Source organism: Clostridium sp., from assembly GCF_051278035.1.
Classification (GTDB): Bacteria; Bacillota; Clostridia; order Clostridiales; family Clostridiaceae; genus Clostridium_AD.
This window is the reverse complement of record NZ_JBNMNU010000131.1, coordinates 1-12,369: the sequence shown is the minus strand read 5'-3', so window position 1 is coordinate 12,369 and position 12,369 is coordinate 1. Positions and strand designations below refer to the sequence as shown.

Sequence of the window (12,369 nt, the reverse complement as noted above, 5' to 3'; positions counted from 1 at the left end):
AGTTAGATACAACAATTATATCAGAAAAGAGGGGGTCATTGCTTTTTTACGTTAAAAACAGCTAAAACCCTTGCAATAGCAAGGATTTAGATATATAAAAACAAAGATAGTGTTTACACTATCATATAATCTGAGGAGGTAAAAAATATGAAAAAGTGGGAAACTAATTATTGTGGACATAGCATTGTAGTTGAGAATACAATTGGTGGCGAACGATTGTATATTAATGATGAATTGCAGGATGAGCAAGTCGGTATTGTTGGTAGGTCAAGGCTTTGGGGACAGTTGAAAAGTGGTGAAACAATAAAGGTTTCACTTGGTGGTATATTTAAAGTTCATTGCAGAATTTTTGTAAACAATGAATTAATATTATCTGAGTAATATATTGGTGAAGTATCGAGGATAATTTGAATATATATTTATGTCGATTTGTTCTTAAATGATTCATCAATCATTAATCTACGTTATATGAACAACTGTTAGAAATTTATAATACAATTTAGAAAGGCAGTGAAAAAAATAATGGATGCTCATGTTATAAAATCACAAATATTAAATAAGAACCTCGATTTTTCTGGGGTCATATTACTCTCGATTAATGGAGAAACCATTGTACAAGAAGTTATGGGAGAATCTAATATAAGTGAACATATGCCAAACCATATAAATACAAGATTTGCAATAGCCTCTGGATGCAAGATTTTTACAGCTATTGCAATATTAAAATTAGTAGAAATGGGGAAATTATCATTAGATCAATCGGTTAAAGATTGCTTGCCAAATTACTTCCCAAGCATGAATAATTCGGTAACTATTCGCCATCTACTTACCCATACATCAGGCTTTTGTGACTATTTTGATGAGGAAATTGATGAAGATGGTTATGCCAAAGTATGGGAAAGCATTCCCATGTATATGATGAAATCACCTGATGATTTCTTGAGATTACTTCAAGATAAAGAAATGGAATTTGAACCAGGGTATCGATTCAAGTACAACAATGGTGGATTTGTAATACTTTCTATGATTATAGAAAAGATTTCAGGCATGGATTTTTCGATGTTCATTCATAAATATATTTTTGATATATGTGGGATGAGCCATAGCGGTTATTTTTCGATGGACAGTCTTCCAGGGGACACTGCAATTGGTTATACAGACAATGGAAAGGGTGGGTTAAAAACCAATATTTATTCTGTGCCTATAATTGGTGGTGGAGATGGAGGTGCATACACTACTGCAAGTGATATGTATTTATTCTGGGATTCTTTGTTAAATGGAAAACTTCTTTCAGTTCAAAGTATACAAGCCATGTTTAGCCCACAAATAAAAACTGGAGAAAATGGTGTTTCATATGGGTATGGCGTATGGTTAGACACATTGAATGATAGTGTTATGAAAATCCACATCATGGGTGGAGACCCTGGAGTATCCTTCAGAAGTGCCTATTACCCGAATAGTAAAATTGTATGTACCGTTTTATGTAATCGTGATGAGGGTAGTCGTATGGCATTTAAAGTGGCTGAAGATATGATGTCTACCATGTAAACAATGTCGTATGTGTAAAAAAATGCGACTATAGCAAGGGAGTGTATGTAATGAAAACGGTTATATTATATTGCTTTTCAGGATCTGGAAACACATTTAAAGTTGCAACTAAAGTGAGAGATATATTTGAAAAACTTGATTATAAATGTGAACTTGAGAGAATTGAAGATGTTGAGTATGTGAATCTTAAAAAGTATGAATATGTAGGATTGTTATTTCCTGTAGCCATACAATCAACTTTTCCGATTGTATGGGAATTTATTGAGGGGCTACCAAAAACACAAGGGCAGAAAATATTTATGATAGATACGATGGAACAGTTCTCTGGTGGCATTGTTGGTCCAGTGAAAAAAGTTCTTCAAGCCAAAGGCTATGATTGTGTTGCTGCACTTGAAGTCAAAATGACTAGCAGTATGCAGGCTAAAAAGATGAACATTGAAGAAGGAATTAAAAAAAATACGAAAGCGATTAAAAGTGCTGGAAATTTTGTCAAAGAGATGTTAAATGGGAAGAGACACTGGCCTAGAGTACCATTATTATCAGATTGGATGAGAGGTATATCGAAAGGGCGAAAGATATGGACTACAACAAGTGAAAAGATTGGCATTAATCACGATCAATGTGTTAGATGCGGTATTTGTATTCGTAAGTGTCCTGTCAAAGCGATACAAATGATAGATGGAAAGGTGATGATTGATCATAGTATTTGCAATAGCTGTATGCGATGTGTTCACCATTGTCCAAAGAATGCTTTTAATCTCAATGGAAAAGAAGTTTTTCGTTTAAATTTTGATTGATATTTAAACATACTTCACATTGCGAAACAGTTATCGGGGTACGGCAACGATTCGTACAAAAAACAGCCGCAATACATATATTTCCAAATATAACATGCTATCATCTACCACTCAAACCTGTCACATAAGTGCCTACTCTACTTTTGTGATATCACAAAGCATAAAATCGGTAGTTTTGTGACATAGAATTGTACCAACACAAAATCCCTACCTTTTGTGTTAAGTTCTTTGATTAATACTAATTAATGGTATAATTTACATAAGAGTTAGTGCACATTTGTAAACTATTGTTCATCAAATAATAGTTGTTAAAATTAAAAAAGGGGGTAATAATTATGAAAAAAGCAATAAGAATATTTTGTGTTCTATCTTTAGTTACATTAGCCTTAGTTGGGTGCAGTAGCTCCAATGAAAGTGACACTAAAAGAGTTGCCAAAGAGTTTACTAGCGGCATATATAACGTAGATGAAGCAAAAGTTACTGCTTATAACGCACCTATGCCAGAGATTACTGGGGATGTAAGTCAAGAATATAATTATGAGGCAGTCCGTGAAAGATTGAAGGAAATAGATAAAAGCATACTGCCTTTAATTACAAAAGAGGGGTATGAAGTTATTATATATAATCAACATAATACTGCAACTGCAATGATATGTTCCAGAGATAATTATACAGCACAAGTTACAGACATTACTTTAGGCGAAAACGTATATAAAGATTATAAAGATAATGATAAAGTAAGATATCGTTACGAAGTTAAACTTGATTTTATATCTTCAGATGGTAAAACCAAACAAGCAGACACATCTAAAGGAGCTGTAGAACTAGTAAAAGAAGATGGTAAGTGGAAAGTGTGCTCGTTTGGAATAAATCAAATGCCCAAATTATATAAGTAGCTAATTAATAGTAAGCGTTGATTAGATTCCTTTAAAGACTACCATAATATTAACAGCTTTCTTAAGAATAGGCTAATTTTAAAACAAATAACACTACGTAATGGTGATTTTTCACGAATTAATTTAAACTGAAAGGGGATGTTAGGTATTTTTATTTTTGTTATTTTGGGGCTTATTGTTGGTTCAATATTGTTCATAATATCCGGGTATATAGGTTCGAAAATTGGCTTCATGGATAAAACTACAAAATTAATCGAGTATCTCAAAGGATATAAGAAATAGTACTATAAGACGTCACAAATAATAAAAATTTGTGGCATTTTTACTTGTGACGACTTAGGAAACTATGACGACTTAACTACAATAATTTAATAGTACAATTAGGACACCTGAAAAGGTGTCTTTTGGTATCTAAAAATATAAATGAAAGAAGGTATAAAAATGGATAAATTAATTAGCATTAAAAATAGTATTTGTATAGGTATTGGACTAGTTGGCGGAACTATGGCAAGTGCGTTAGGAGGAGCTGACCAGCTTTTAATAGCATTAATTATATGTGCAGGAGCAGATTACTTCACAGGATTAGTAGTAGCTTTAATCTTTAAAAATTCGCCCAAAACAGAAACAGGCGGTGCAGAGAGCAATGCAGGGTTTAAAGGCCTAGTAAAAAAGGCTTTTATATTTTTAATTATTGTTGTAATAAATCAAGTGGATATTGTTTTGGGTTCGGGTGGCTTCATTCGAAATGCAGCTATAATAGGATTTATGTCAAATGAGTGTATATCATTAATTGAAAATGCAGGATTAATGGGTATAGACTTACCTCCAGCGGTAATTAATGCAATAGATATATTAAAAAGAAAAAGTGAAAATAAAGAAATTAAGGAGGGAAAATAATTATGGATAAAACATTTGGAAGTATTGGACATGGTGGAAAAGATTCAGGAGCCACATCGGGTAGATTTATCGAAAAAAACATGAATCTTATATATGGAAAAGCTTGCATGGGTGAATTAAGCAAATATATAGAAACAAAAATGTCTAGGATAGATGATAGATTTATAAGCCTTAGTGGCTTAGTGTCCATGTCTAATAACTATAATGCACAAATACATCTAGCGTTTCATTTGAATGCAGGGGGAGGGGATGGGTGCGAGATATACCATTCAATACATTCCACAGAGGGTAAAAAACTTGCTGAATCCATATCCAAGAAAATATCAGCACTTGGTCAAAATGCACATGGACAATATGTAAAAGTTAGGCAAGGTACCAAAGACGTTAAAAGGGATTACTATACTGAGTTAGGCTCTACCAAGGCCATAGCAGTAATTTTAGAACCGGCATTTTTAGATTCTAAGGATGTAGAATTTGTAGACACAGAAGCTGAATTAAAGATATTAGGAATAGAAGTTGCTCATGGTGTTTTAGATTATCTAAGTATAAATGTAAAACAAGAAGCACCTAAAGTAGTAGTTAAACCCTTCATTGTTCCTGCTAATAATTTAATTCCACCAATTGGACCTAATATAACGTTACTAAGCGGTGGGGGATGGATAGAGCACGCAGCAGATGGAAGAATCATAACCCATCAATCTAGGTCCATATATACCGCAATAACAGCGGATGGACATTTAGACTTTACCGTCAATGGAGTTTGCACAAGAATAAAATAAATTTTAGGAGGAATTATTATGACAAATAAAAAATGGTATCTAAGTAAAATAATATGGGTTAATGCTATTGCTCTAGTTGCAGTTATGGCACAAACTATAACAGGCAAAGAAATTGTTACACCAGAGCTACAAGTAATGGCATTGAGTGTTGTTAATTTAGTCTTAAGAAGTATCACAAAAGAAAACATAGTTTGGTAGTATAGTTAGAACCTCAGGGAGAAATCCTTGAGGTCTTTTTTTATTTTTTGTATATTTATTTTTCTTCAAGACTTAATAAGGTCAATCTAATAGTTATTATATGGAGCAACGTGTTTTAAAGCCTTTAAATACCTCATTTAAAATTATATTTTTACCCTATTAAAAAATCGTGAATATTTATCTAATCATTTTGTTAATATTTAAATATTCATCCCGTTAACATTTAAATTAAATTTAATTAAATTAGCTTTATTATTGAGTAATATCAAGGACTAGAGGTACTTAGTTCCATATAATAATAGTTAGATTGCATTAATGCTTTTTTAAATATTTTTATATTCATTTAATGATTATTTTTTTGAAAAAAAATTATATTAGCAGGCAATAATCCAGAAAAACAAATGAGGTAATTGCAATGCAAAAAGCTGAAAGTAGTTTTATAAAATTGGATATGGCTATATCAGTAGCAGCAACATTGACTCTAGCTGCATTAATAATCCCAGTGCTATTTATTTAGTACTGGGATTATTAAATGTCTTGAAATCTATATTTGATGACATTAAATGTATTTTATGAGAATTAGACGACGCAATTATTGAAATTGAAAACACGAACAATGGTCTTTGAAAATTGAATAATACGGTATTGAAAAAATAAAAACATTTACCACGTTTTACAAATAAAAGATAATTATACATATAAAAATATGCTATAATTACTATTAGTTAAGACGACATCGTAAGAAAACACGTATTACCTTGGAGGAAAATTTATGAAAAATATTGTAATCAGTAAGAAATTACCAGATACAAATCAATATATTGAGTTAAGAAAAAAAGTTGGTTGGGGGACATTAGATATAGAAGTCACTAGAAAAGGAATAAGCAATTCATGCTATTGTTTATGTGTTGAATGTGAAGGCTCACTTGTTGGATTTGGAAGAGTTGTAGGAGATGGAGCAACAGTTTTTTATGTTCACGACATAATCGTATCACCTAAATTCCAGAAACAAAAAATTGGTATTAGAATTATGGAAAAAATAATGGATTATATCAAAATGAATTGCTTAGAAGAAGCATTCGTTGGTCTAATAGCAAAAGGGGATCTTTATAATTTTTATAAAAAATTTGGATTTATATATAATGAGAATAATCATTTTTATCGTTTATAAATTTAGAAGTTTTAGTACGTAACATTCTTAAATATTGTATAACTCACCTACTTTAAAAAGTAGTAAGTTATGGTATAATTTTCTTAAAGTTGTTGTGTAATAGTAAAAAAGTGAGAACTGAAGATAATTAATATTTTGTGTAGGAGGTTATAGAATGAGTTGTAAAATGTGTGAAAAGCAAAAAAGCATTAAGGATGACCCATATTTTATTATGGAACTTGAAACAGGATATGTAATTTTAGGATGGTTTCAGAGGTTCAAGGGCTATACCGTTTTCAATTGTAAAGAGCATGGTCCTGAATTACACAACTTAGAACATTCTTTTAAAATTAAACATCTTGAAGAAATGTCTATAGTAGCGGAGGCTGTTTCTAATATATTTAAGCCTGATAAGATGAACTATGAACTACTTGGAAATGGATGTCATCATATTCATTGGCATTTATATCCGAGAGTAAAAGGTGATACTCCTATAATTAGTTCGGTATATCAATTGTCAAATGAGGAATTGTTTGATGAATCTACAAGACCGAATGAGGAGCAGAGAAAAGAATTGAAAGAAAAGATTAAAAATGAAATTGTGCGTCTACGTTCAAAATAAGCATTAAGCGAAGTAATTGTGTGATACTTAATATTCGTAAATTACGTCACAATGGTAAAATAGGAGGATTTCACATGAGATTTAACGCACTAATTCCAGAATTATCTGTATTCAGTGTTAACGAGTCAAAAAAATTCTATATAGATATATTGGGGTTTCATTTGGAATATGAAAGGGTAGAAGATAAGTTTGCATTTCTTTCTTATGGTGAAGCACAGGTTATGCTTGAAGAGATTAATGGACATTGGAATACAGGCGAATTGAAATGTCCCTTTGGCAGAGGTGTAAATTTTCAAATAGCTACAGACGATGTATCTAAAATTGCATATAACCTTAAGCAAAATAATATAGCTCTGTTTAGAGACATTGTGGAAAGTGAATATAAATGTGATGACGAAGTTATTGTTAAAAAAGAGATTCTATTTCAAGACCCTGATGGCTATTTATTAAGATTTTCACAAACTGAAAGCAAATGAGATTATGATGAATTTGTATAGTTTGATTAATCAGCTATCATAATTGGGAATCTTCATAAAGTTCGACATAACAAATCAGATGAATTGGACAGGTTATGTCTATAATTAATAGTTAGAAAAATGAAAGTTATAGGAAAATGGGTATATGACGTCCTAGTTATATATTGCTAACTATTTATACCTTAAAGTAATGTAGGAGGATTATATATAAAGACGAAACTAATACAAGGCGAATAAACATATATATACTCAATGAATTAGTATAGGTAGATGTTCATGGGACTGATAGGGGGGATTTCAAAATTGGGATGGATTGAAAAACATTTTTCATCAAGGTACATTAACTTTTGAAATCTAAGAACCTAAGTAAAATATATTCAAAGTTTTTTTTTATATAATTCTAAATATAAAATTAAAGGAGAATAAAAGGTTTGAAGGATTGTTGTTAAGGGGGCAGAGAGATTTTAATGAATAATTATGTAGTAGTCATAGGAGGGCTGAATTTAGATATAGCAGGCTTGTGTGGAGATGTATACCGGGAAAATGATTCAAATATCGGAGACATTCAGATGACAGTAGGTGGAGTTGGACAAAATATTGCTCAAAATTTATCGAAGTTAGATGTGCCTACATATTTGGTAACAGTCTATGGAAATGATTATTTTGGGGAATTTTTATTTGAGGAGTGTAAAAAGTATGATATTCGATTAGATTATGCTAAATGCATTCCTAATACCAAAAGCTCGACTTATTTATATGTCACAGATGAAAAAGGAGATATGGTCACAGCGGTTAATGATATGAAAATTACAGAAAATATTACTCCTAATTTCTTGGAGAGACGTATAAACTTTATTAACGGAGCTTCTATTTGTGTGCTTGATGGGAATATTCCAAAAGAATCTATCGAGTGGCTTGCGAACCACTGTACTGTACCGATTTTTGCAGATCCAGTTTCTATTGCCAAAGTAAACAGATTTGAAAATATTTTAGATAAGATTGATACTTTTAAACCAAATGAATTAGAAGCAAGTGTTTTATCTGGAGTAAAAATTGTTGATACTGAAAGCGCTAAAGAAGCAGCCAGAGTTTTACATCAAAAGGGAGTGAAGAATGTCTTTATATCTCTAGGATCAAAGGGAATTTTGTGTTCAAGAGAAGGAGAAGTCGATTGTATTCCAATTTTAAATTCACATGTAGTAAGCGTAAATGGAGCCGGTGATTGTAATATGGCGACGATTACATGGGCACGTTTTCAGTATAATAATATAATGCCATTAAAAAGAGTAGGGATATTGGCCCAGGCAGCAGCTAGTTTAACTGTGGAAGTTACTCAATCGGTATCTCCAAATTTAAGTATTAAAAATATAATAGAAAGAGCAGAAAAATTTTCTGGAGAGGTGTAAAAATATGAAAAATCAAATCTATTCTTTAGTAAATTACAATGAAAGTGTTTCAACTATGAATGCTGGTGCAGACCATATTGGCCTGGTACCAATGCAGAGTGGTGGCGTACCAGCTCATCGTGTACCATTTGATGTTGTGGACCGTATCTTCAATGAGGCAAAAAACCGTGGTGTAAAATGTGTAGCTATCATGCTAAGTACAGACCCTGATGAAATGATTTTCATCGCAAAAAGAGTAAAACCGGATATTCTGCATATTGCGGGTATGGAATTTACAGCTGATGCAGCATTCGCGCAAAGATTACATAAAGAATGCCCAGGTGTTGAACTTATGCAGGCTGTTCTTGTGGATGGACATAAAGCTGTAGAACGTGCAAAAGAGTATGCAAAATTCTGTGATTATATCTTAACAGATTCAGGACTCGCAGCAGATACAGGTATCGGGGCAAGCGGCATGACTCACGATTGGAACATTGATGCAGAGATTGTTAGATCTGTAAATATCCCAGTAATTATTGCGGGAGGTTTAGGACCGGACAATGTAGAAGAATGTATCAAACAGGTAAAACCTTATGGTGTAGACTCTTTAACTAAGACAAGCCATAAATACAATGATGGTGTAATGGAAAAAGACATTCCAAAAGTAAAAGAATTTTGTGAAAGAGCAGATAAGATTTCTGAAGAATTGGGTTTATAAAATGAGATTTATTAGTGCTACAGTACATATAGTCAGGCAGAAATGCCTTCAATTTTATCATCCAGTTCATCATAGGCAAAAAACCTACAGGCACATTATTATTTAGTAATAATTTCTGAAAACACGCATCTTTCATCTAAAAGTATTTAAGTCTAATCCTGCACAGAATTTATACAAACGATTTGGATTTTGTAAATATAGTGAAACAGAAACACATTATTTAATGAGATATAATCCGATAAAAAGTAAATAATTTCAAATGAACAATGGAGTTTTTAATAAAATATGAAGTTGAGTTACTTCGCAATTTTCTTATATGTCGACACAAGTAAATCAAACCCATATCTAATGATATGGGTTTGATTTATTAAGCGCACATTGATATTCTGAAAGTAACACAATACCAATTGAGTTACTTTCACATTGAGGCTATTACTAATTTCAAAAGGATTTTAACTATACTCGATTTATGGTAGTTATGGTATTATTAAATATGTAGCATTAGTCATAATTGTAAAATATATTTTTAAGAGGTGTAATTAATGATTAAACGGGAACAAATTATTAAAAACTATTTTGAATCTTGGTTAAATAAAAATGTGAGAGTATTAAAAGAAACATTTTATTCAGAATCAATCTATAGTGAATGTTATGGTCCTGAATACCGTGGAGTAGAAATTATTAAAAAATGGTTTGAAGATTGGAACAAACGAGGGACAGTACTAGTATGGGATATAAAACAGTTTATTCATCAAGAAAATACAACAGTTGTTGAATGGTATTTCAAGTGTGAATATGATGGATCTATTGGGGAATTTGATGGTATATCACTTATTGAATTCAGTGATGATAATCATATTATAAGCTTAAAAGAATTTCAATCGAAAATCCCACACTATTATCCTTATAAATAAAAATAGAATGGAATATGTGGTTGTGATTAATAAACAATAGCCAAAGTGAAAGTAACACAATGGTAATTGTGTTACTTTCACTTTGAGCTATTGCTAATTTTAAAAGAATTATGAATACACTTAATTATGGCAATTATGGTATAATAAAATGTATTTTATGACGAACTAGCAAACAATGACGACAGTTGTTATTATCTGTGCTGGTGATATATGAATTTTAAACAATAAATACTAAATATACTTAAAAGGTGTTGACAAAGCGTTGAAAAGACTTAAAACATGACCCAAAAAAAAGGAATTTCAATAAATACGTAGAATAATTCCATAGAAAGCTGAAAGCCAACAAGAAAAAATAAAAGGAAGTGTATTTATGGATTTTGCAGAAGAACTAAAATTATTTTCAACTAGAATAATGAAAATAAAGGATAAAATACAAACTGAAGAAGCAGTTAAAACATCTATAGTATTGCCTTTTTTTCATATATTAGGATATGATTTTTTAATCCAGAAGAATTTATTCCAGAATATACCACGGATGTAGGTATAAAGAAGGGTGAAAAAATTGATTATGTCATTATGGATGAGTTAAGTCCAGTTTTGCTTATAGAAGTTAAAAATTGTCTGGATAAAAATTTAAAAAGGAATGTTTCTCAACTATTTAGATATTTTGCCGTTAGCAAGGCAAAGTATGGGATGCTGACGAATGGGTTTACTTTCATATTTTATACTGATTTATACGAGAAAAATATTATGGATACAGAAAGTTTTTTCGAATTTAACATATTAGATTTGAATGATGAAAATATTATTGAGATTAATAAATATACAAAGAGTAATTTTAATGTAGATAAAATATATGAATCTGCTTCAGAATTGAGATATTTGAGCAAAATAAAGCGACTAATTATTTCTCAAAGCAAGAAACCAAGCGATGCTTTTGTTAATTATATACTGGGTGAAATGCAAAACGGCAGAAAGACTAAAGCATTAGTTGATACATTTAGACAATATACAAAAGTATCCTTAAAAAACTTACTCATTGATAACAAACAAAACTCTAATATTAGTTCAGATATTGAAAGCGAAAGCATAGATAAACCAACTACAATGACTCAAATTGAAATAGAGTCTTTTTATATAATAAAATCAATAATAAGAAAAATTATTGCCCCTAAATATATAACTTTCATTGATAAGGAAACATACTTTGCAGTAATAATAGAAAATGATTTGGAAAGATGGATATGTAAGTTATATATGAAAAATAAGATGGAGATAGGTTTACCTTATGATAATGAAGTGGGGGAAATTACTTATAATTTTGAATCAATAGACGATCTATATGATATTGAAAACGAAATAATAGATATAGCTAAAAAATTGCTTTAATAATACTGTAACATTATAAAACACCTAATTTATTTTAGGTGTTTTTGTGTGTATCTGAAATAAAGCAATGTATATTATTTATATCTTCAGCATTTAATTCATCGAAATTATCTAATTTAGATTTAATATATTCAATTGCAACTAATATAAAATCTAACAAATATGGGTATCAAGACTATTATTATTTTCAAAATTACACCCCCTATGAAATTGTTTCGTCAATCAAATAAAGTATAACAAAAACTAGACATGTCAATCCTTCAAATGAGGTGATGGTGTGTCTTTTTAAATTAAGTGAAACTATTGGTTTATTTTACCTATTCCAATTCCAGTAAATTGTTGTATAATATATACGAACATATGTTTTGGAGGGGATAACATGAAAGTTATAGCAAAGCAAATAGAAATGGTTGCATGGACAGACACAAAAGGTAATATAAATCCTGTAAGATTTAAAATTACGAATGAGGATAAGAGCAATTCTGTCGTTAAAATAGATAAAGTTATTTGTGTAGATAAAGAAAAGCTAGCAGGCAACAATATGCTTGTGTATAAGTGCCAGAGTGTAATTAATGGATTGGATAAGCTCTATGAAATTAA

The 12,369-nt window shown here is 30.8% G+C and carries 16 protein-coding genes; all 16 read left to right on the top strand.

What is annotated here, in order from left to right; all coding sequences use genetic code 11:
- The first annotated feature begins 147 nt into the window (after positions 1-147).
- Complete coding sequence (locus tag ACJAX4_RS17165; protein WP_435790669.1) at positions 148-381, top strand: hypothetical protein; 234 nt, start codon at positions 148-150, stop codon at positions 379-381.
- Positions 382-510: 129 nt separating this feature from the next.
- A complete protein-coding gene (locus tag ACJAX4_RS17160) occupies positions 511-1,548 on the top strand; it encodes a serine hydrolase domain-containing protein (RefSeq protein ID WP_435790668.1) in 1,038 nt (345 codons plus the stop codon).
- Positions 1,549-1,598: 50 nt separating this feature from the next.
- Positions 1,599-2,345 carry an EFR1 family ferrodoxin gene (locus tag ACJAX4_RS17155; protein WP_435790667.1) on the top strand — a complete coding sequence of 249 codons (747 nt, stop codon included), beginning with the start codon at positions 1,599-1,601 and terminating at the stop codon, positions 2,343-2,345.
- Between the two features lie 335 nt (positions 2,346-2,680).
- Complete coding sequence (locus ACJAX4_RS17150) at positions 2,681-3,241, top strand: hypothetical protein (protein WP_435790666.1); 561 nt, start codon at positions 2,681-2,683, stop codon at positions 3,239-3,241.
- A 441-nt stretch (positions 3,242-3,682) separates the two neighbouring features.
- A complete protein-coding gene (locus ACJAX4_RS17145) occupies positions 3,683-4,138 on the top strand; it encodes a phage holin family protein (protein WP_435790665.1) in 456 nt (151 codons plus the stop codon).
- Between the two features lie 2 nt (positions 4,139-4,140).
- Positions 4,141-4,917, top strand: coding sequence for an N-acetylmuramoyl-L-alanine amidase (locus ACJAX4_RS17140; RefSeq protein ID WP_435790664.1), 777 nt, complete (start codon positions 4,141-4,143; stop codon positions 4,915-4,917).
- 18 nt (positions 4,918-4,935) lie between these two features.
- On the top strand, positions 4,936-5,115 hold the full coding sequence (locus tag ACJAX4_RS17135) for a hypothetical protein (RefSeq protein ID WP_435790663.1): 180 nt from the start codon (positions 4,936-4,938) through the stop codon (positions 5,113-5,115).
- A gap of 772 nt (positions 5,116-5,887) precedes the next feature.
- A complete protein-coding gene (locus tag ACJAX4_RS17130; RefSeq protein ID WP_435790662.1) occupies positions 5,888-6,286 on the top strand; it encodes a GNAT family N-acetyltransferase in 399 nt (132 codons plus the stop codon).
- A 154-nt stretch (positions 6,287-6,440) separates the two neighbouring features.
- Positions 6,441-6,887 carry an HIT family protein gene (locus ACJAX4_RS17125; RefSeq protein ID WP_435790661.1) on the top strand — a complete coding sequence of 149 codons (447 nt, stop codon included), beginning with the start codon at positions 6,441-6,443 and terminating at the stop codon, positions 6,885-6,887.
- Between the two features lie 74 nt (positions 6,888-6,961).
- On the top strand, positions 6,962-7,363 hold the full coding sequence (locus tag ACJAX4_RS17120) for a bleomycin resistance protein (protein ID WP_435790660.1): 402 nt from the start codon (positions 6,962-6,964) through the stop codon (positions 7,361-7,363).
- Positions 7,364-7,830: 467 nt separating this feature from the next.
- On the top strand, positions 7,831-8,769 hold the full coding sequence (locus ACJAX4_RS17115; RefSeq protein WP_435790659.1) for a carbohydrate kinase family protein: 939 nt from the start codon (positions 7,831-7,833) through the stop codon (positions 8,767-8,769).
- A 91-nt stretch (positions 8,770-8,860) separates the two neighbouring features.
- Positions 8,861-9,466, top strand: a complete 606-nt coding sequence (locus ACJAX4_RS17110; RefSeq protein ID WP_435790658.1) for a phosphoribosylanthranilate isomerase — start codon at positions 8,861-8,863, stop codon at positions 9,464-9,466.
- A gap of 542 nt (positions 9,467-10,008) precedes the next feature.
- Positions 10,009-10,380 carry a nuclear transport factor 2 family protein gene (locus ACJAX4_RS17105; RefSeq protein WP_435790657.1) on the top strand — a complete coding sequence of 124 codons (372 nt, stop codon included), beginning with the start codon at positions 10,009-10,011 and terminating at the stop codon, positions 10,378-10,380.
- A 370-nt stretch (positions 10,381-10,750) separates the two neighbouring features.
- Positions 10,751-10,921, top strand: a complete 171-nt coding sequence (locus ACJAX4_RS17100; protein ID WP_435790656.1) for a hypothetical protein — start codon at positions 10,751-10,753, stop codon at positions 10,919-10,921.
- On the top strand, positions 10,897-11,769 hold the full coding sequence (locus ACJAX4_RS17095; protein ID WP_435790670.1) for a type I restriction enzyme HsdR N-terminal domain-containing protein: 873 nt from the start codon (positions 10,897-10,899) through the stop codon (positions 11,767-11,769). Before ACJAX4_RS17100 ends, ACJAX4_RS17095 begins: the two co-directional genes overlap by 25 nt.
- 379 nt (positions 11,770-12,148) lie before the next feature.
- A partial coding sequence (locus ACJAX4_RS17090) for a hypothetical protein (RefSeq protein ID WP_435790655.1) occupies positions 12,149-12,369 on the top strand: 221 nt, incomplete at its 3' end.

Bases quoted from the DNA above. Each gene is read 5' to 3' on its own strand.
- ACJAX4_RS17165 (WP_435790669.1), top strand. From the start codon at position 148: ATGAAAAAGTGGGAAACTAATTATTGTGGACATAGCATTGTAGTTGAG.
- ACJAX4_RS17135 (WP_435790663.1), top strand. From the start codon at position 4,936: ATGACAAATAAAAAATGGTATCTAAGTAAAATAATATGGGTTAATGCT.
- ACJAX4_RS17145 (WP_435790665.1), top strand. From the start codon at position 3,683: ATGGATAAATTAATTAGCATTAAAAATAGTATTTGTATAGGTATTGGA.
- ACJAX4_RS17150 (WP_435790666.1), top strand. From the start codon at position 2,681: ATGAAAAAAGCAATAAGAATATTTTGTGTTCTATCTTTAGTTACATTA.
- ACJAX4_RS17100 (WP_435790656.1), top strand. From the start codon at position 10,751: ATGGATTTTGCAGAAGAACTAAAATTATTTTCAACTAGAATAATGAAA.
- ACJAX4_RS17125 (WP_435790661.1), top strand. From the start codon at position 6,441: ATGAGTTGTAAAATGTGTGAAAAGCAAAAAAGCATTAAGGATGACCCA.
- ACJAX4_RS17140 (WP_435790664.1), top strand. From the start codon at position 4,141: ATGGATAAAACATTTGGAAGTATTGGACATGGTGGAAAAGATTCAGGA.
- ACJAX4_RS17105 (WP_435790657.1), top strand. From the start codon at position 10,009: ATGATTAAACGGGAACAAATTATTAAAAACTATTTTGAATCTTGGTTA.
- ACJAX4_RS17120 (WP_435790660.1), top strand. From the start codon at position 6,962: ATGAGATTTAACGCACTAATTCCAGAATTATCTGTATTCAGTGTTAAC.
- ACJAX4_RS17155 (WP_435790667.1), top strand. From the start codon at position 1,599: ATGAAAACGGTTATATTATATTGCTTTTCAGGATCTGGAAACACATTT.
- ACJAX4_RS17110 (WP_435790658.1), top strand. From the start codon at position 8,861: ATGCAGAGTGGTGGCGTACCAGCTCATCGTGTACCATTTGATGTTGTG.
- ACJAX4_RS17130 (WP_435790662.1), top strand. From the start codon at position 5,888: ATGAAAAATATTGTAATCAGTAAGAAATTACCAGATACAAATCAATAT.
- ACJAX4_RS17115 (WP_435790659.1), top strand. From the start codon at position 7,831: ATGAATAATTATGTAGTAGTCATAGGAGGGCTGAATTTAGATATAGCA.